This is a genomic window from Sphingobacterium lumbrici, from assembly GCF_006476045.1.
GTDB classification, from domain to species: Bacteria; Bacteroidota; Bacteroidia; order Sphingobacteriales; family Sphingobacteriaceae; genus Sphingobacterium; species Sphingobacterium lumbrici.
Window position 1 is genome coordinate 204,616 of the sequence record NZ_SRZY01000027.1, and the last position, 20,427, is coordinate 225,042.

General features: G+C 42.9%; 16 protein-coding genes and 1 pseudogene. 5 read left to right on the forward strand and 12 right to left on the reverse strand.

The features are described from left to right. The first annotated feature begins 251 nt into the window (after window positions 1-251). Window positions 252-1,019 (forward strand): lysophospholipid acyltransferase family protein, encoded by a 768-nt coding sequence (locus E4F24_RS08680; RefSeq protein ID WP_140938297.1) that lies wholly within the window; start codon window positions 252-254, stop codon window positions 1,017-1,019. Between the two features lie 12 nt (window positions 1,020-1,031). Here the strand turns inward: E4F24_RS08680 and E4F24_RS08685 are convergent, their stop codons facing one another. From E4F24_RS08685 to E4F24_RS08705, 5 genes are all read right to left on the reverse strand, one after another. After that, window positions 1,032-1,796, reverse strand: a complete 765-nt coding sequence (locus E4F24_RS08685; protein ID WP_140938298.1) for an HpcH/HpaI aldolase family protein — start codon at window positions 1,794-1,796, stop codon at window positions 1,032-1,034. A gap of 11 nt (window positions 1,797-1,807) precedes the next feature. Continuing rightward, complete coding sequence (gene dgoD / locus E4F24_RS08690; RefSeq protein ID WP_140938299.1) at window positions 1,808-2,956, reverse strand: galactonate dehydratase; 1,149 nt, start codon at window positions 2,954-2,956, stop codon at window positions 1,808-1,810. Between the two features lie 38 nt (window positions 2,957-2,994). Further along, window positions 2,995-3,783 (reverse strand): SDR family NAD(P)-dependent oxidoreductase, encoded by a 789-nt coding sequence (locus tag E4F24_RS08695; protein ID WP_140938300.1) that lies wholly within the window; start codon window positions 3,781-3,783, stop codon window positions 2,995-2,997. A 38-nt stretch (window positions 3,784-3,821) separates the two neighbouring features. Further along, window positions 3,822-5,135: a sugar porter family MFS transporter gene (locus E4F24_RS08700; protein WP_140938301.1), complete on the reverse strand. Its 1,314-nt coding sequence runs from the start codon at window positions 5,133-5,135 to the stop codon at window positions 3,822-3,824. 147 nt (window positions 5,136-5,282) lie between these two features. Then, window positions 5,283-6,188 (reverse strand): AraC family transcriptional regulator, encoded by a 906-nt coding sequence (locus tag E4F24_RS08705; RefSeq protein WP_140938302.1) that lies wholly within the window; start codon window positions 6,186-6,188, stop codon window positions 5,283-5,285. A gap of 169 nt (window positions 6,189-6,357) precedes the next feature. Between E4F24_RS08705 and E4F24_RS08710 the strand changes: the two genes are divergently transcribed. Both E4F24_RS08710 and E4F24_RS08715 read left to right on the forward strand, forming a co-directional pair. Next, window positions 6,358-7,311: an aldose epimerase family protein gene (locus E4F24_RS08710; protein ID WP_140938303.1), complete on the forward strand. Its 954-nt coding sequence runs from the start codon at window positions 6,358-6,360 to the stop codon at window positions 7,309-7,311. A 273-nt stretch (window positions 7,312-7,584) separates the two neighbouring features. Then, window positions 7,585-8,373, forward strand: a complete 789-nt coding sequence (locus E4F24_RS08715; RefSeq protein ID WP_140938304.1) for an NYN domain-containing protein — start codon at window positions 7,585-7,587, stop codon at window positions 8,371-8,373. Here E4F24_RS08715 and E4F24_RS08720 read toward each other — a convergent pair whose 3' ends face one another. Genes E4F24_RS08720 through E4F24_RS08730 form a run of 3 tightly spaced genes read right to left on the reverse strand, consistent with a single transcriptional unit; the run spans window position 8,374 to window position 13,813 of the window. Then, the gene (locus E4F24_RS08720; protein WP_140938305.1) at window positions 8,374-11,511 is read right to left on the reverse strand and encodes an error-prone DNA polymerase; all 3,138 of its coding nucleotides are present in this window, start codon (window positions 11,509-11,511) and stop codon (window positions 8,374-8,376) included. It abuts the gene before it with no gap. Window positions 11,512-11,516: 5 nt separating this feature from the next. Then, window positions 11,517-13,019 (reverse strand): Y-family DNA polymerase, encoded by a 1,503-nt coding sequence (locus tag E4F24_RS08725; protein WP_140938306.1) that lies wholly within the window; start codon window positions 13,017-13,019, stop codon window positions 11,517-11,519. Continuing rightward, on the reverse strand, window positions 13,013-13,813 hold the full coding sequence (locus E4F24_RS08730) for an ImuA family protein (RefSeq protein WP_140938307.1): 801 nt from the start codon (window positions 13,811-13,813) through the stop codon (window positions 13,013-13,015). Before E4F24_RS08730 ends, E4F24_RS08725 begins: the two co-directional genes overlap by 7 nt. Before the next feature lie 54 nt (window positions 13,814-13,867). Between E4F24_RS08730 and E4F24_RS08735 the strand changes: the two genes are divergently transcribed. Next, window positions 13,868-14,674, forward strand: a complete 807-nt coding sequence (locus E4F24_RS08735; RefSeq protein WP_140938308.1) for an XRE family transcriptional regulator — start codon at window positions 13,868-13,870, stop codon at window positions 14,672-14,674. Between the two features lies 1 nt (window position 14,675). On the opposite strand, the gene E4F24_RS08740 is transcribed toward E4F24_RS08735, so the two are convergent. The 4 genes from E4F24_RS08740 to E4F24_RS08755 form a co-directional block, all read right to left on the reverse strand. Beyond that, entirely contained in the window at window positions 14,676-15,638 is a 963-nt protein-coding gene (locus tag E4F24_RS08740) for a helix-turn-helix transcriptional regulator (protein ID WP_140938309.1), read from the reverse strand. 76 nt (window positions 15,639-15,714) lie between these two features. Then, window positions 15,715-17,442, reverse strand: coding sequence for a heme ABC transporter ATP-binding protein (locus E4F24_RS08745; protein ID WP_140938310.1), 1,728 nt, complete (start codon window positions 17,440-17,442; stop codon window positions 15,715-15,717). An 8-nt stretch (window positions 17,443-17,450) separates the two neighbouring features. Then, window positions 17,451-18,476 carry a FecCD family ABC transporter permease gene (locus tag E4F24_RS08750; RefSeq protein WP_140938311.1) on the reverse strand — a complete coding sequence of 342 codons (1,026 nt, stop codon included), beginning with the start codon at window positions 18,474-18,476 and terminating at the stop codon, window positions 17,451-17,453. Window positions 18,477-18,528: 52 nt separating this feature from the next. Further along, window positions 18,529-19,392 (reverse strand): heme/hemin ABC transporter substrate-binding protein, encoded by an 864-nt coding sequence (locus tag E4F24_RS08755; RefSeq protein ID WP_140938312.1) that lies wholly within the window; start codon window positions 19,390-19,392, stop codon window positions 18,529-18,531. Between the two features lie 348 nt (window positions 19,393-19,740). Here E4F24_RS08755 and E4F24_RS14010 point away from each other — a divergent pair. Then, window positions 19,741-20,403: pseudogene (locus E4F24_RS14010) on the forward strand (TonB-dependent receptor); the annotation flags it as partial. Window positions 20,404-20,427: the final 24 nt, after the last annotated feature.

Consider the following 20,427-nt stretch of genomic DNA (forward strand, 5'->3'; position numbering starts at 1 on the left):
TAATAAAATATCTGGGATAGGAATTGTCTGGATTTAAAAAAAATTGTACCCCGTTATACGATCAGTATAGAAATTATCGTTTAATAGGTAATTCATAATTTAGGTTAATATTTTGGTTTGGTAAAATCCTGAAGCTCCCAACTTCAGGATTTTTTATATACATTTGGCCTGCTTTTCTACCTAATTTATACATTTTAATAAGATCTATTCGGAAAAGTACGAATTAAAAATCTGATCTTTGCAGGTGAAAGATGAATAGAATTTACAACTTTTTGGGATTCTTTATTGGCTCATTATGCCATTATAGATCGCAAGTAACCGTCCAGAATCTGGCAAGAGCATTTCCAAATGCTTCTTATGGAGAGGTAATGCAGTATAGACGTTCTTTTTACCGTAATATGGGTAGAATTTTAGTTGAGAGTATTTTTCCTTTTCTGCCCAAACTAATCGCTGAGCCAGAAACAATTAAACATCTTCAACAAATACACCATAATAAAAGAAATATTATCTTAATGATCGGCCATTATGGAAATTGGGAAGCACTTAACAAATTACCCTTAACAATAGATATTCCGATACAGGCCTTGTATAAACCATTGAAAAGCAAACTGTGGAACAGTATAGCAATAAAGCTACGAGAAAACTATGGTGCACGATTGATCCCTTCACAGCACGGAATCCGTACACTAATCAAAGAGAAAGATAAACCGAGCATTACGATATTTATCGCAGATCAGTTCCCAGGTTATCAAAATGGCTTACCAATGAAGTTTATGAATCAAGACACATTTATATTCACCGGAGCCGAAAAAGTAGCTAAAAAACTCAACGCATTTGTTGCCTATGTAGAAATGCAACCAATGACACAACATCACTGGAAGATAAAATTAGAAACGATATGTGACTATGCGTCTGAAACAGAAGATGGGTTTATCACAAAAGTTTACACCCAAAATCTGGAAAAAAGTATACAACGAGAACCTTCATGGTGGTTATGGACTCACCGACGATGGAAATAAACGAACACATTACTAATGTCTTCGTTCTCCGACCAAGTTGTTAATAATCTGTTTACATGCATCTTGCATAATACCCATATCAACCGAAAAAGAAATATAATCGACCCCTAGGTCGATCCAATTTTTTGCATCGGTTAGGTTATCTGTAAAAACGCCCGTCTTGATACCATTGGTCTTACATTTTTCAATGATGCTTTCCATTTTTTCAAGAACAACAGGATGGTTTATTTGACCACTTACTCCCAAAGCTTGCGATAAATCATACGGCCCCAGAAAAATAATGTCGATACCCTCTACTTTAATAATCTCTTCAAAATTGGCAACAGCTTCAGCTCCTTCCAACTGTAATATCAAGAATAACTCGTTCGACTCTTTAAAATACGCAAACCGATCTTTATTTGAATACTCCGCGGCTCTTACAAAACGACAAACACCGCGCATTCCCTGTGGCGCAAACTTAGCGTGCTGCACAGCTAACCTGGCTTCTTCAGCATTTGTTATTTGCGGCACCTGCACTCCCATCGCCCCAATATCAAGTGCTTTTCCAATATCAACTGCTGAATTATCAGCTACACGAATCACAGGAAATGTGCCTGTCAGTTGGGCTCCACGCACCAAATTTTGTGCATTCAGGATTGTATTGGGGCCGTGCTCTAAGTCAATAATAATAAAATCGAAACCTGCATAACCCATCGCCTCAATCACCGCTGGATCAGATGTTTTGGAAAACGGCCCAAGAACAGCCTGTCCTCTTTTCATTTTTTCAATAAAACGCATATTTTTTACATTTACCATTCGGCTATAGATCCATCACGATGTCTCCATATCGGATTGTGCCAATCGTGACCTCTTTCGCTCATTTCTATTACATATTTCTCATTAACTTCTATTCCCAGTCCCGGACCTTCTGGAATCTTAACCATGCCCTCACTATATGCAAAAATATCTGCATTGCTGATGTAATCCAGTAGATCATTGGACGTATTATAATGTATTCCAAGACTTTGCTCCTGTATAGCTGCATTATAAGACACGGCATCCACCTGCAGACATGCGGCTAATGCGATAGGCCCTAAAGGACAGTGCAATGCTATGGCGACATCATACGCCTCCGCCATAGCAGCTATTTTTCTACATTCAGTAATACCTCCCGCATGGGATACATCGGGCTGTATAATATCTACGGCACGGCTTTCCAGTACTTTCTTAAAATCCCACCTCGAAAACAACCGCTCTCCCAAAGCTATCGGAATGGATGTTTGTCTCGCCAGTTCTACGATACCCTCCATATTTTCTGACAAAAGAGGTTCCTCTATAAAAATAGGATTGTACTCCTCTAACTTCTTGACAAGAATTTTTGCCATAGGCTTGTGTACCCGTCCGTGAAAATCGATGCCTACATTGATCGAATTACCGAAGGTATCCCTTATCATACCCATGCGCTCCAATAAACAATCAATTTCCTGATAACTATCGATGTATTTCAAACGCTCAGTCCCGTTTATTTTCACCGTTTTAAAACCTCGGTCAATTACTTTTCGGATTTCCTCTACCACCACTTTAGGCTCATCGCCTCCAATCCATGAATACACATCGATCTGTTCACGACATTTTCCGCCTAACAATTCATGTACCGGTACACCCAGCGCTTTTCCTTTTATATCCCAAAGAGCTTGGTCAATCCCCGACAATGCACTCATCAGAATCGGTCCTCCGCGATAAAATCCACCGCGGTATAGGGTGTTCCAATGATCCTCAATAAAACGGGGATCTTTATCAAGCAGCATCTGCATTAATTCATGTACCGCAGCAATAACGGTATCTGCCCTACCTTCTACAACAGGCTCACCCCATCCTACGATCCCTTCATCTGTCTCGATTTTCAAAAACACCCACCTAGGTGGTACTTTATAAAGTTGATAACTCTTGATTTTCATCTATAGATAATTTGTTACAGCCACGAAGATTTCATGTATTAGAACTTATCTGAATAATATAATCTAGAAGTGAGTCCCCCATCTACCAAGAAGTCGCTACCAGTAATATTACCGCTTTTATCACTTGCCAAAAAGCAAACTATATGAGCAATATCTTCTGGCGTAGATATTCTTCCCGAAGCATGTAAATCCAAAATTTCCCGCTCCAGAAGTTGCGGGTTTTCTTTGGCACCCAACCAATTTTGATAGTGATTTGTATCGGTAAAACCTGGACACACACTGTTTACACGAATACCATATTGCCCTAAACTAATAGCCATACTTCTGGTCATTGCATTCACTCCTCCCTTTGCAGCGGCATACATTTCAGTGTCGGGGAGTGTACGATAGGCATGATTGGAAGAGATATTGATGATACTTCCTTTATTTTTATGTACAACCATGTGTTCTGCAACATATTTACTACATAAAAAGACCCCTTTAAGATCCGTATTGATGACCTTATCCCAGTCTGCTGTAGTCGCTTCAAGTATTGATTTGAAGATAGTGATCCCCGCATTATTAACCAATACATCAATCCTCCCCATCACCTTACCCACCTCAGCAATCATTGATCGAACACTTTCCTCATCACTTACATCGGTCTGAATGTACTTTGCCCAAAAACCCGACTCCACAAATTCTTTTTCAACCCGGGAACCCTCTTCATCGTATTTTGTAGCCAAGAAAACTTTGGCACCATATCTAGCAAATAGTTCAGCAATTCCTTTACCAATCCCATTACCCGCACCAGTTACAACGACTACTTTATCTTTTAATTCGTCCATATAAATATTAAGCTTAGGATATTAAATAATTGACTTTGTTAAACTTTGTTATTTTTTGTTTCAGATACTACCGTTAATAAGAATACAAAAAATATAGTACACAAACCTGAGAAGATTAAAAATGTTTGAAAAGTACTCAATCTATCAATCATAACAGGAAATAGATAAGTAATCCCGAAACAGGCTATCCACAAAAATGCAGAAGCAATGCCCATTCCCTGTTCTCTGATGCTAATAGGAAAAATCTCAGAAATAATCACCCAAGTAACCGGAGCCAATGTCGCAGCATAGGTACCGATAAAAAGAAGGACAAATACACTCACCAACTGCTGTGAAATGAACTGCCCCTGAAAAGACAAGCCAATCAATAGCAGCAATATTGCCATTAAACCTGAGCCTACAACCATCAAGCGTTTTCTTCCCACTTGATCAACTAATCTTAAAGCGACTAAGGTAAAAATCAAATTGACAGAACCTATCAATATCTGAATCAATAGCTGACTGTTTACATTCATCCCTACTTTTTCAAAAATAATAGGTGCATAAAACAACACGGCATTTGCCCCGGATATTTGCTGAAAAACAGCGATAACAATAGCAATAATAAGTAATAAAAGATATGCCTTATTCGAAAATAAGGTGGATATTGATCCTTTATTTGTTGTATTATCCTCCACACGTCGGTTCACCATAGCATTAAACTCATCTTCTACCTCCGCCTGCGGCAGCATTTTCGTTAACTCCCGTAATCCCTTTTCTTTTTTACCCCGGTAAATCAACCACTTGGGGCTTTCAGGAAGAAAAATAGCACCTATAATAAAGAGAATGGCTGGCAGACTCCCGCTGATAAACATCAACCTCCAATTATGTGTTAGATGAGACAGGAAATAGTTAGACATATAAGCCAGTAGAATACCGATAACGATAGCAAGTTGATTAATAGTAACCATCTTTCCTCTTACCTGCATCGGACTGATTTCTGCTATATATAAAGGAGATAATATAGAAGCTCCACCTACGCTAAATCCCGCGATAATACGCCATATAATCAGCTCAGTAACCGTATCCGCTATTCCCATCATAATAGAGGAAATAATGAAGATAATTGAAACCAATATCAGCGAGGGTCTTCTACCCAGATATTGCGTTATTTTACCAAAAGATATAGAGCCTACGATACAACCTACGTATAGACAACTGGCAACCCATCCCAATTCATCAGGTGCCAAATTAAAAAAGGGAGCGATAAACGGAATTGTACCAGAGAAAATGGCTATATCAAAGCCAAAAAGCAGTCCTCCCAATGAGGCAATAAGACTATAAACAAAAACTTTTTTGTACTTAGTATTCATATTATGTTGTGATTTGACGTTTAATTTTGTCAGATGGAATATTCATGTATCTCTATCTTTTCCGGATCATGAATATTTCATAACATTGGTTTTTTAACGATGCTAAGATAACTAGTTATTACTAACTTTTAGATGTAAAATAAAAGCTTATTGATGGATTTTATTATTATCAGGAATCAGACTATTGCGATAATGTGATGGCGATACGCCCATGTGTTCTTTAAACAATCTCGAAAAATAATACTGATCCTCAAAGCCAAGTTCAAAAGATATCAGCGATATCCTTTTATCAGAAAACTGCAGTAAGTAACATGCTTTCTGTACTTTTAAATGATTTAGATATTCAATTGGAGAATAGCCGGTTCTTCCTTTAAAGAGCTTACTGAAATGCGAAACGGAGAGATGGATATTTGCTACAATCTCGACAAGCCCAATACGGTTACCTATATTTGCTTTCAAAAATTCGATGGACTTTTCAATGACATCATCACTATTCTCATGCTTCCCTTTAAATATTTCCGGATATAGATATCCGCTAAAAAAGTGTGGTAGACTTAATGAAATGTATTCCAAAATCTCCCTACTATAACCTTTGGACAACAAACGGCAGAATTTTTCAAAGATCACCCTTACCTCTCCATCAAATGCCAATACATTTTTTCGATCCAGCACCCTGTTAAAAATTTCTTGTACAATATACTGAGCCTGAGATCCCCTAAAATGCATCCAATAAATAGTCCAGGGATTATTCAAATCAGCTTGATAAGCATGCGATGTATTAGCCGGTATGAGTAAGTATTGATTGGTTTCTAAATGGAGCACCTCGTCATCGACAACAACGATACCTCGCCCGTCTACACAATGTATAAGTATATGCTCATCGCAACCTGAAGGCCGTTTACAGTAGTGGTTCTTTGCTTTGGGGTAATAGCCAATATCTGTAATATAAAAAGTGTTAGATAACCCATTAAATCCATTTTCCTTTAGAATTAAAGGAGGTACTACTATCCGAATTTCCCCATCAAAACCTTCTAACTTCGCTTCACTTTCCATTGGTTATATTTAACTTCGATAAGAATATAATCCATTTAAATGAATAATAACTCTATCATATAGTGTACAATATGGGTTATATTTGTTTACATAGCAATTATAGCAACCTTTCTACAAAAGAAAGAAAATCAGTTATAATCAATTCAAATTAAAGACAAATTTTTGACGAATGAAACGTTTTGTTATAAAAAACAAACAAAATATGAGCGTAGAGATATTGGATTGGGGCTGTAGAATCATAGCCATACGCGTACCGGATAAGCTCGGGGAACCAGTTAATACCGTGCTCAGCTATTCCGATATCAATGATTACAAAAACGACACAAATTATTTGGGTTGTACTGTTGGTCGATATGCCAACCGAATAGAAAATGGCAAGTTCAAGCTACAAGAAACAGATGTTCAGCTGTCTATTAATGAAAGTGAATCAAAAAATCATTTACACGGTGGCTTTATCGGATTCGACAAAAAATATTGGACACTGGTGAATCTGACAGAGTCTGTTGTAGAGATGAAAATCACAAGCCCTGATGGTGAAGAAGGATATCCCGGTGCATTAACCGTTAGTGTGAAATACGAATTACTTGAAACCAATACACTGAGCATTAAATACACCGCCACCTCAGATCAAACAACCATCGTAAATCTTACGAACCACAGTTATTTCAACTTATCAGGCGACGGGCGTTTAATCGATAATCACAAAATAAAAGTAAATGCCTCCTATTACACACCACTGGGGGCAAAACACCTGCCTATTGCACCATTTAAAAAACAGGTGGAAAACAGCATTTTTGATTTGAGAAATTTCCAACCCGTGCGCAAGGTTAAGCAGGCTATCTGTAACGTTAACTATTTCGTAGAACCTACTAAACAGATCAATACCATGTCTACCATTTTGGATACTGAAACCAATCGCCAGGTAACTATTTCTTCAGATTATCCTGGTCTACAAGTATACTTTGGCAACTACTTATCAGGGAAATTGAGACCATTTCAAGGTCTATGCTGTGAACCTCACTACTCTCCTAATTCTCCTAATATCGAAGCGTATCCATCTGTCGTGCTTCATCCCGGAGAGGAATATAGACATACTATTCATTATCATTTCGAAAATTTTTAATAACTACGTCACCCAGTTTATTTTTTACTCCTCTCAATAAATATCATACAACATACTCATACGCTTTTAATAAAACGTTGGTGAATACGATTCAATCTTAAAAATATTACAGCCAACGCTATGATGGATTATCTTAGCTCAAGCGACATCCGAATTAACCTGCTTCGATAGGGGGATGTGTCGTGAAGGAGGAATGAACGGGAAATGTAGATTTTTTGCTAATTAATAGCTACTTTGGACAAATATTTATAGCGCTATCTAAAAAATTGAACCATGGCAGAACAAAAAGATCTCAATATTGCTATCCTAATTGATGCCGATAATGTGTCGTATACTAAAATAGAAGGTATTCTCAACGAAGTAAAAAGATACGGCATCCCCACGATAAAAAGAATTTACGGCGATTGGACCAGTTCGTACGTAGTGGGTTGGAAGGAGTCCCTGTTAATACATGCGATTACCCCTATTCAACAATACAGTTATACACAGGGAAAGAATTCTACGGACTCTGCGCTGATTATCGATGCAATGGATATCTTACATTCTGACCGCGTTGATGGTTTTTGCATTGTATCAAGCGATAGTGATTTTACGAGATTGGCTACCCGGCTTAGGGAATCAGGCAAACTCGTGCTGGGTGTTGGAGAAAGAAAGACACCCAAACCTTTTATCGCATCATGCGATAAATTTATTTACGTTGAAATATTAGACAAAAGTAAGGTAGAGGATCGTCTTGAAAACACGACCAATACGAAAGAAACCACTCGAAAACAGTCTCCACTCAAGAAGACTGAGCCTGTAATAGATAAAGAGACGCTATCCCTCCTAAAAGATACCGTCAACGATACGGCTGATGAAAGCGGTTGGGCCTTTCTCGCCGAAGTCGGCGGATTGATCTTAAAAAGAAAACCTGATTTTGATTCGCGTAATTATGGCTTCATGAAATTATCCCAGTTGTTTAAATCGTTAAAATCAGATTTTGAAATTGAGGAAAAGAATACGGAAAAATCAAAAATAAAACACATCTATATCAAAAGTATCGCGCATAAATCCACACGTTAATTATTTAAAATTTCTTCCCTTATAGAATACAGCATCCGTTTCTTCTTCATGAGGCTGCAAACGGTGTAACCATTTGTTCATATTGTAGCACCGCGTTGCGACTACATGAATGACTTCTCCTTCTACCTGAATCTTGCCATCCACCATAAGGAGTTTGGCCTGTAATATTTCACGTCGGTATTTTTCAAACACCTTACCCCATAGCACGAGGTTGGCAAATCCTGTTTCGTCTTCTATCGTTACAAACAATACCCCTTTGGCTGTGCCGGGCCGCTGTCGTACCGTAATTATTCCGCAGACTTTTACGGGCATTCCATTCTTTACTACTTTTAATTTTTCTGTTGGCACGACGTGTAAAAGATCAAGCTTAGGGCGTAAAAAACTAACGGGATGTGCTTTGATCGAGAGCGACATCGTGGCGTAATCCTGTACCACATGTTCACTGGCTGTCATCAGCGGCAGTACGATCTGTCCTTCTTTCGTGCTTTCTGAAGGTTGTCCCTCAAAAAGGGCTATTGGTCTATCCTTTAATGCGGATACCTCCCATAAGGCCTGTCTTCGGTCTAAACCCAATGAACGAAAGCTATCCGCATCGGCCAGTCTTTCCATGTCTGCTACCTCTACAATAGAAGCCAAAGCTTCCACCGTACGGTAACCCGCCCCACGATGCGCAATCAACAACTGCACATCCTCTTCTGAGAGCCCCTTAACCTGCCTAAAACCAAGGCGCAAAGCATGGTGCTTTATGCCAAATTCACCTTCCAACGTATTGTCCCAGTGCGAGTGATTGACATCTATAGGCAATACCGTAATCCCATGCTTGCGGACATCGCTTACCAACTGTGCAGGTTGGTAGAACCCCATAGGCTGGCTATTCAGCAGGGAGGCGGCAAAGATATCGGGATAATGGCATTTGATCCAACTGGATACATATACCAATAAGGCAAAAGAGGCCGCATGGCTTTCGGGAAAACCGTAACTACCAAATCCTTCCAGCTGTCGAAAAACGCGGTTGGCAAAATCTTCGGAATACCCTTTACCGACCATCCCATCCACCATCTTCCGATGAAAACGGCTCACCTCCCCTTTGGCCTTGAAGGTAGCCATGCTCCGCCGCAGCTCGTCTGCCTCGGCCGGTGTAAATCCCGCAGCCACGATAGCAATCTCCATAGCCTGCTCCTGAAACAAGGGTACACCCAACGTTCGCTCCAGGATATGTTGGATTTCTTCGGAAGGATAATCTACAAGTTCTTCTCCATTACGCCGACGCAGGTAAGGGTGCACCATATCGCCCTGTATAGGCCCTGGCCGTACAATAGCCACCTCAATAACCAAATCGTAAAACTCTTTAGGCCGCAGGCGTGGCAGCATAGACATCTGCGCACGGCTCTCAATCTGGAATACCCCCAAGGTATCCGCATGACTAATCATTTCATATACTTCGGGATCATCCTGCGGAATATTGGCCAGGGTAAAATTTTCTCCATAATGCTGTTTGGCCAGATCAAAAGCCTTACGGATACAGGTCAGCATACCTAAGCCCAATACATCGACCTTCAGAAAACCCAATGCCTCCAGATCATCCTTGTTCCATTCCAGATTCGTGCGTCCTTCCATACGGGCCGGGATAATCGGACAGAGTTCGTGCAACTTCCCCTGCGTAATGACAAATCCGCCCGTATGTTGTCCCAGCTGCCTGGGAAAGCCCATAAGTTGTTCCGATAGCTCCAGTATTTTACGAAAATGGGGATCGGCTGGGTTGAATCCCTGTTCGACAAAGTGCTCCATTTCGAATGTTGTATCCCAATGGGAGCCTATGGCATTGGAAAGGCGGCCAAGCGCGTCCATAGATAGTCCCATCGCTTTACCCACATCACGTATCGCTCCTTTGGAACGCTCCTGGGTTACGGTCGCCACAATTGCTGCGCGGTCACGTCCATATTTTTCATAGATGTACTGGATCACCTCTTCCCGTCGCTCGTGCTCAAAATCCACATCGATATCCGGTGGTTCATCTCTGGCATCCGACATGAAACGGGCAAATAGCAGATTGATTTTTATAGGATTGACTGAGGTGATTCCCAAACAGTAACAGATCGTAGAATTGGCTGCCGAACCACGCCCCTGACAGAGGATACCGCGTTCGCGGGCAAATCGTACATAATCATATACCGTTAGGAAATAAGAAGCATAGTTCTTTCGTGCAATAAAATCAAGCTCCATCTCAATGGTTTCTTTTATCTTCGAAGGAATATCATCTCCAAATCGAGTAGCAGCCCCTTCCCAAGTCAATTGGTTCAGTTCTTCTTGTGGTGTACGTCCATCTGTCGTCAATTCTTCGGGATACACATACTTCAGTTGATCCAGTGAAAAACCACAGGCATCTGCTATTTCTGTGGTACGCGCGATGGCATCGGGATAAGTCCGAAACAGACGTTCCATTTCTTCCTTGGGTTTCAGGTAACGTTCGGCATTGGGATGCAAACGAAATCCGGCATGATGAATCGTACATTTTTCCCGTATACAGGTGAGGATATCCTGCAATTCGCGGCGCGATGGTTCATGATAATATATATCCCCTAACGCCACCATAGGCGTATGAAGCCGTTGGCCCAATTCATTGATCCGAAATAGCTTTTTGGCATCATCTCCGCGGTAAGTACGCGACGCACCCAGATAGAACTGATGCTGAAGCGCAGCCCGGTATTCTTCCATATTCTGGACAAATTCGGACTCAAGTTCAAATGAGGGAGTAAGCCGATCAGGTGGCAGCGCAATAAATTTGATACCCTGACTATGAGCATATACATCGGCCTTATAGAGGTAACACTTTCCTTTCTCGGCACGCAGATTACCGACAGTGAGCAAGGTTGAAAGCCGTCCGTATGCCGCTAGATCTGTGGGATAGGCCAATAAACCGGGACCATCCAACAAATCGAGCCGACAAGCCGGAATAAGGCGTATCCCCTGCTTACGCGCAGCGACATGCGCCCGAACGATCCCCGCCATGCTATTCCGGTCGGTCACTGCCAATGCTTTATATCCGAGTTGTGCAGCCTGTTCCACCAGTTCCTCCGGATGGGAAGCACCGCGAAGAAAACTGAAATTGGTGGTTACCTGTAACTCTACATATCCCATAGTCATCACGCAAAAAATCCATGCAAATACCATTGATGAGAACGGTCATCGCTATAATGCCCTAAGCGGAATAACCAATACCGCCGCCCTTTCTCATCCTCTACATAATAATAATCGCGATGTTCTCCCTGATCCATCCACCATTCCCGCTCAATCCGTTCGGGACCATCTGCCTTTTTGATCATATACGTCTCTCCCTTATACCGGAACAGCATCGGAGGATAATCCGGAATAGGCGCCGTTACTTCTATCGGCTGAGGTATAGCAAGCAATTGCGTAGGTCGTGGACGTTCGGTAGGCCAAGAAATGGAAGGTTGTTCTTCTAGCGATGCAGCCCGTTTCACGCCCCGCTCGGGCCAGTGGTGCTCATCGGGAAGGTAACGCCGGATCGATTCCTCTCCCACGCGTCCGGCTATCCGATCCAGCAGATGGCCAATTTCTACACGATCAAAGGCGTTGTCCTTATTCCATAGTCTTTCCTGCTCCAGATGTAGTTCCTCCACAACCGGTGCTTCTAAGACAAAAAGCTCAATCCCTAATCCCGGTGCTATATGAACGATTTTCTCGTTGAATAACCGAAATACATGCTGCCTATCGCGCGAAGGGCGATTGGTTCCAATGGCAATTTGTTGAACCTTACCATCCATACGGAATGATTTGAAGACCGCTTTCCGCAATCCCTGACCTTCTTTCAACAGCCGAGCGGTTAACGTCTCCAGCAGATGCTCCAAAGCAAGCTCTATTGCTTTTCGGGTGCACACCGGTTCCATGCAGGGAAGCCGTTCCTGATAGACGACTACCGGACATATCGGTTCCAGGTATTCCGGACTTGTGCCCAATGCCTGCCCTATACGATCAAGCAACTGTTGCCCGAAACGACGACGTAAGGTCGTCGCAGGTAGGTGTATGAAATCACGAATCTTTCTCATCCCCAGCTTGTACATCCGTTGGGTAACAGCATCATCCAATCGTAGTGCTGCCGGTGGCAGGGGCAATAAAGCCGTCAGCAACTCGCCCTCCACAATGATCTGTCCCTCTTTTCCATAGCGCGAAACAGCCCAGGCTATCCCAGGAGTATCTGCCATCGCAGCACGTACATGATATCCGCCCGCTTTCATCTTTGTTGTAATTTCGTTTAGATAATACCCCTCTCCTTTCCAAAGGTGCGTACAGCCACTTACATCCAACAGTAACCCATCTGGTACATCCACACTTACCAGGGGTGTATAACGGAGACACCATTCTCCCAAGCGGCGGAGCAATTTTTCGGACATGGCGGCATCAAAATCAAACACCAAGAGATTAGGAAAGAGCGCTTTGGCATCAGCCAGCACCATGTGCTCCTTAATTCCTTCCGCCTCCGCTTCCGGACTTACGGCGCGGATCAGCATTCGACCTTTTTCGGCTATGGTCAGCACAAAAGGTTCGCCCTGCAACTCAGGTCGACGAATTGCCAGCCTATCCGTGAGCAAATACGGAAACCAAATGGCGACATATCTCTTTACCATGTTCCTGTCTGCGTATAAACATCTCCCTTAGTTACCACTTGTGCATCTAGATAATGGAATTGTCCTGCAACCCAACAAATCTGCCAAGTTCCCGGTTTACCATTTCGGATCTTTTGCAGTTCCACTTGCCATATCGGCCGGCCGATGCCAGGTAGCCCGGTATCGGCACTGCTCGGGAGCGGTCGAATATACCAACGTGATACGCAGGCCACATTTTCAATCCGTCTGGGGCGATACCGATGTAGAAAACCCGTAACCTGGCTCTGCTCTACCGCAAGCTGCAGCCTTCGGGAAGCTGTCAGGTCCATATCCCGGATTTCGCCCACTACCCCCGCTAAAGACGGACATTTTAATGCTTCTTCGATGGCCCATAGCGCATCCTTCTCCCGCGACACCTGGATGAATATCACCCGATCTGGATCTATACCAAAACCTTTAAGCGACGGCGGATACAGCTTGTTGCCTATACTTACCCATACACACAGTCCTTTTTGTTTCATCAGCATCCCCATCAGGCAAGAAATAAATCCGCTGGATGATGCGGCTGCGGCGGCATCACTGCTAATAAATTCATGGATTGCACCTATCGGAAATATTCCTGTAGGAAAGGATTTATCCATGAGACCAAGATCGGAAAGTGGATTATTGCGGTCACTTGGCACAACGAATCCCTCTGCTGCAACGATCATTCTGCGCAGTTCCTCGATTCTCTGCTTTTTATCCAATAAACCTTCCATATCCTCATTTTTTGCAAATACGCAAATCTGCGCATTTGCATCTAAGCAAAAATTCATTTACATTTGTCATTATAAATGACAAAATAACGTCATCAATAATAACAATACATAATGGAAGATGCAAAACTTTTTTTCAACACGAATCTACGTTTCCTAAGGAATCGGAAAAAATTCAGCCAGGAATACCAGGCCCAATTGCTTGGTTTTACACGCAGTAAGTATACCGCGCTGGAAAACGGAAAGACAGAGAATCCGCCACTTCTAGACCTCATAAAGATTTCTGATTTTTTTAAAGTGCCATTGGACAGCCTCCTCAAAGTAGACCTGAGCCATTGGAGTGAATTCGACCTGCGTAAAATGGAAACAGGTGCCAAAGAATATATCTCCGGTAACAATCTCCGGGTACTATCCATCACCGTGACTCCCGACAATAAGGAGAATATGGAGTACGTGCCGGTTAAAGCCAAAGCAGGGTACGCTGCAGGACATACAGACCCGGATTACCTGGCAACATTACCCAAATTTTCCTTACCCAATCTCCCCACAGGAGCGACCTATAGGATGTTTCCCACTACAGGTGACTCTATGCTTCCCATTCCCGAAGGAAGCGATATTGTGGCTTCCTATGTGCAAGATTGGACTACACTCAAAAGCAACAGCCTATGTATTGTGATTCTAAAAGGAGAACAGGATTTTGTATTTAAACAGGTAAGCCTACTCGAGGATGGAAAAATAAGGCTCACCTCATTGAACAGCAACTACCCCCCTTTTATAGTGCCCGTGAATGAAGTATTGGAGCTGTGGCAGTATGTACGGCATCAGACCGATAGTGTCCCCGAACCAGAAACCGATTTACAGGAAATAAAACAACTGTTAATCGATATGCAAAAACATATCGACAAGTTACCAACGGTTTAATTTACATTTTCAGTTCACCGGGAGATACCCCGTAGTATTTCTTAAAGGCGCTACTGAAATTATTCTGATGCCCAAACCCGGTAAGAAGAGAGACCTCATACACGGTATTCTGTTTGGTCAGGAGAAGAATACGTGCTTTTTCCATCCGTATCCGCGTGAGGTAATCGTGTATAGTCACGGAGAAATATTCTTTGAAATCCTTACGCAGCTTGCTTTCGCTCATCATGACAGCAGATGCCAATTCCTTTTGCGTAGGTGGATTTGCAATACGTTGCTCCAGGATCTGTCTTGCCATTTCAAGGCGCTGTATATCCTCCGCGTTGAATACCTCTGCCGCTGGTGTCCCCTGTTCGTTATATTGTTCAAACTGATACATCAGCAGCTCAACGATGCGTGATTCCGTATGTAACCGCCGGATCTCCCCTGATTTTTTGGATTCAATCAATTCATGGATCGTATGCTGCATTTCATACGTTGCCATCAGGTCTTCTTCGGCATAAGATGTATAATACCCTTTTTCAATATTTTTTACAAAATCACGGTGTAAAAGCGAATCCCGCTTAATGAGGTTCAAATAATATTCCTTAGAGATCACAGCGATGAAATAACTGTACTGTACATCAGTCTTCATCTCATGGGTAGATTTTACGGCAGGAATATATCGGATATTATGGCGGCTCATGCCGTAAGGTAACTTACTATCCGCTGTCTTGTAAAAGATAAACTGACTGGTAATGGCCTCACCTTCCACCTCGGTATAGATATGTACCGGTTTATCAAAACTCATTTCTGTGTAGAGGATAAAAAGACCACTGGTAGACAACTGATAATTCGTCATGGTAATGGGATCCCGTTTAATCTCTATCCTCTTTTCGATCAGCGGCTTATCGGGCATATAGCGATCCGGTATCTCTTCGATAAAAAGCCATTCATCTAACTCTTCAATTTTACTCTTGATCAACATATAGCAGAAGATTCCAATATTTTCAGGGTAAAGATACAGTATTTTTTGTCAGAAAACACACTTATTTAAAATCTTTCTAAATAACAGCACTATTATAACATGAGCTTTGGTACGGTTCATGGTATTGAGCAAGTAATTTCTTTTCTACCCGAAACTGCATGGCAACCGTATCGTTCACAGCATATAAGCTGAATGTTGCCACATCTGTATCTTTTTCATTTTTTTCCAGCACTATTTTTACCCCTTGTAGCCTATCCAGTGTAATCGTGCAATCGGGATAGATAATCTGGTAACGTTCGCCCTGATCGACCAGGCTCATGATCCGGCCTTCATACGCATATATGCCTTCTGCATGAATCATCGAACAGGATGCTGTTGTTTTCTGCGCAAAAGATTGGGCTACGATACCCTTCCATACCGAAAGTGCAATCGACTTGGTACCATAAACCGGGAGACTAGGCACCGAAACCGATGAGGACCTATCCGTACTTGTTTGAAGCGTATCCTGGTTGAGGGATTTATAGCGTGCACACAAAGCCTCAAATTCCTCCTTATTACTGCTCCCTTCTATCAAAGCCACCTTATGGAGAAGTGCCCCTTTTTCGTCAAAAAACTGAAAACTTTGTCCCCATTCGTTACATACGGCAACGCCAACTTTCCATTTCGTGATATCCAGTATCATGCGGTAAGCGCCATGTTGAACAGTCCAGGTTCGCTGATTCTGATCGCGTATCGGCAGGCTATACATTCCTTTAAGCTCCATATAGCCCGCTTTATTATACACGATGGAATATACCGCGCCTAATTTCACAAATTCCGTGAGCAGCGTACTAAAATCAGGAATAAGCAGGCTCACCTGCTGTGGATAAGCCATTTTGAGCAATTGCAATTCCGATAGCCCCATTTCTACTGCCACTTCATCCATTCTATAAAATGGATCTGACTTATAAGCCTTTATGCAGCTATCGATCAGCTTATCTGCATGTACGGTAGGCGATAATTTCGTGTTAAACTGATCCGCATCCAAGAGCAATTCTTCCAACTTTACAATAGGCTGTAATGTCTTTGTATCGATCGATACATCCGCCTGAACCGAGAATACTGTGTAGATATTCTGTTTTTCCATCACTTCTATCGGCGTCCCCTCGCACCATTTACGACCATTTTTGAGCATGAGTATACGATCGCTATACAAGGCGGCGAGGTTGATATCGTGCAGCACCACCACAACCATAAACCCTTTTCTGGATAAGGCCTTTGTCAATGCCAACACCTGTTGCTGAAATTGTAAATCCAGTGCGGATACCGGTTCATCCAATAAGAGCAGACTATCCGGATTATCCCAGATCTGCACCAGTACACGCGCCAATTGTACTCGCTGCTGCTCACCGCCCGATAGGCTAAGGTAAGAACGGTCAGCAAAATTACTTATTCCACACACGTCCATTACCTCGTCTACGATTTCGTGATCGTGAGCCGATGGCACCGAACGGTAATGCGGATACCTTCCCATCTGTACAATTTCCCGCACTTTGAAGGCCATGCTCATATTGTTATGCTGGGCCAACATAGCTCTTTTCTTAGCCAGTTCTATGGGGCTGTATTGCTGAAGCGGTTTCCCCATCAAACTCACCTGTCCTTCCGTAGGCAAGGTATCGCCGCATAATAAACGCATCAGCGAAGATTTTCCCGCTCCATTAGCACCCAGTAATGCCAGCACTTCCCCTTTGCGCAATTGAAAGGAGACGTCTTTAAGCAGCTTCCTGCCCTTTATCTCATAAGTTATTTTTTCGACACGTAGCATGTGTATTCTTATTCTTCAGTTATTAAAATATACAGGAACACCGGTGTTCCCAATAGCGCCGTAATCACACCTATCGGCAATTCAATCGGTGCGACCAGCACACGGGATATGATATCGGCCATCGTGAGTATTAAAGCTCCAAAAACTGCCGAAGCAACCAATACGTAACGGTGCTCTACCCCACCCAATAAACGTACCGTATGCGGCACGAGCAATCCAACAAAACCGATGATACCCGATACTGCTACCGACGCGCCCACTGCCATCGTGGACAAGATGACCACCCATCGCTTGACCAGATCAGTGCGCATACCCAATAGATCGGCCTGGGCTTCCCCCAGGGCAAATGCATTCAGCGGTTTACTAAAAAATGGTAAAATGAGCAGCGGGATGATGATAAAAGGAAAGATCGCGATCACATTGTCCCAGGTCGCTCCGCCGAGGCTGCCCAACATCCAAAACGTAATGGTCCGTAACTGTTGTTCGTCTGCTATGTAGGTAATTAATCCGGTCAATGCACCAGCGAAAGCGTTGATCGCAATACCTGCTAACAACATCGTAGTTACCCGTGGCCTCCCTTTCTTTTTAGAAAGCTGATACACTAAAAACGAGGTCAGTCCCGCTCCGACAAAAGCCCCAAAAGCCAATAAATAATAGCCAAGCAACTGGCTGAGTCCCACAAACAGAATGCCTTCAAAAGCAATGATCAATACGGCAAATAGGGAGGCTCCTGCTGATATCCCTATTAAGCCAGGTTCAGCCAGCGGATTGCGGAATATGCCTTGTATGGCTGCACCGGATATACCCAGCGCAGCACCGACCAATACCCCCAGAAGCACCCTGGGGAACCGCACGATATACAATACATCACTATAGGTTTCATCGACCTGTACATCGCGCAGGAGTCCGACTTTCTGTACCAGTAGTATCAATACATCCCGTACCGGAATCGAAAACGCGCCGACTCCCAGTGCCACAATCATGGCGACTAGCAACCCTGCCGTTAATATCCAGATAATGCTATGTTGCTTCATTTAATTTACATCGTGTTTAAAGTGCTGATTCGCGTATTTGCAGATTTGCTGTTTATTTTTCATATATCAAGCTGTTAAGTTTAATAATAGCTTCAGGAAGACGTGTGCTGAAATTAATCAATAAAGGGCCGTTCATCTGTATAATACGTTTGTGTTTACCGGCCTCGGTTGTCCGCACCCCCGGCATCTTGAGTATGGCATCCTTCCCTCCTAAGCTGCTCAGTCCAAAATCGAAAAGCAGGATGACATCGGGATTAGCTTTGACCAGGGATTCGGTAGTATACGGTTTGAAATCCGCAAATTCCTGTACCGCATTGCGGGCCCCTGCCAGGGTTATTATTGCATCAAGGCTGCTACCTTTACCAGCTACACTCATCGTACCTGTACCCCGTGCATAAATAAACAGCACTTTTGCTTTTTTGCCATCCGCTTTTTTGGCTACTGCATCTTTTACTGCCTGCAACTCCCGCTGTACCTTGGCGATCAGCTCTTTTCCTTTATCGTCTGCATGTAAAGCCTGCGCAACGGCATCTATATAGCGTATGGCGCCTTTCTCTGAAAATTCCTGCTTGATCTCTACCACACGGATACCGGCGGATTTCAATTGGCTCATGATTCCCGCGGGCACATCACCTGCCGGAGCCAGAATAAGATCAGGACGATAAGCCATAAGTCCCTCCGTTGAAACCGACCTATTCTTACTTACCCGTGGTAACTGCGCTGCTTCAGCCGTCGATACACTTGTTACATCGGTAGCAACAATAGATGCCCCATACCCCATCGCATAAACGGTCTCCGTCAATGCACTGCTCAGTGTAATGATGCGTTGTGGAACTGTTGCTACAGCAGCGGACACCCACCCGACAAGAAAAAAAACAACTGTTATCCGTACCTGTATAATTCTATTTTTCAGCATATTATATAAATTGTTTTTACGTTGATTTTACTACCCTGACACCAGGAAGGATCTTCTCCATCTCAACCCTATTAAAGTACAAATCAATCAATAATAAGTCTAAATAAAAATTTTAAAAATACGAATACAATGGAGTAAAACATAGAATAAACAACAACAAAACACTCAATTACAATTATTTAACAACAAAACACCTCTGCATTAAAATGCTATAAATATCAATTTTCAGATAAGATTTATCAGATTTCATAGATATAATATCAGAAACATTCCCTTGTTTTGTAACATTATTTAGAATGATTAAAAATAAAAATAGTGAGTCAAGCTATATTTTTGGTAAAGTCAACGATGTGCATCATCGGCTTATTCTTTTTCAGTTTACCAGCCTATACCCAGGAGCTGCATCAGATCCGGGGGCGTGTGCTCGATGAGTCCGGGAATCCGGTCGTACAGGCCACGGTAATACTCCTTCCCGATCAGCACACGACAATTACCGATAAAGATGGCAGGTTTTCTTTCGCAAAATTATATGAAGGCACCTATCAAGTACGGATCAGCTGTGTGGGCTATCATCAGATCGAACAGGATTTGCCTTTAGAAAAGTCACGCACGGTAGAATTGGTCTTGAAATCCAATGAAGCCAGCATTGCCGAAGTGTCCGTTCAGGAGCGGCAACGCAGTGTCGACAACCTCATCAAAGCCGAAAATTCAGCTATGCCGGTCAAGGTAATTACCCGACGGGAAATCGAGCTCATGGGCAGCCGACGCTTGGACGAGGTGTTAAAGGAACAGACCGGTATCGCCGTTGTCAATGATATTGCAGGAGGTTCACGCGCCATCGGTGTACAGGTGCAAGGCTTCAGCAGCAACTACGTCATGGTACTCATCGACGGACAGCCTATGCTCGGCCGCAATAGCGGCAACTTTGACCTTTCGCGCATCTCCGTAACGAATATCGAACGCATCGAAGTCATTAAGGGGGCGACATCCTGCCTTTACGGAAGCGATGCCTTAGGAGGAGCTATTAATATTATT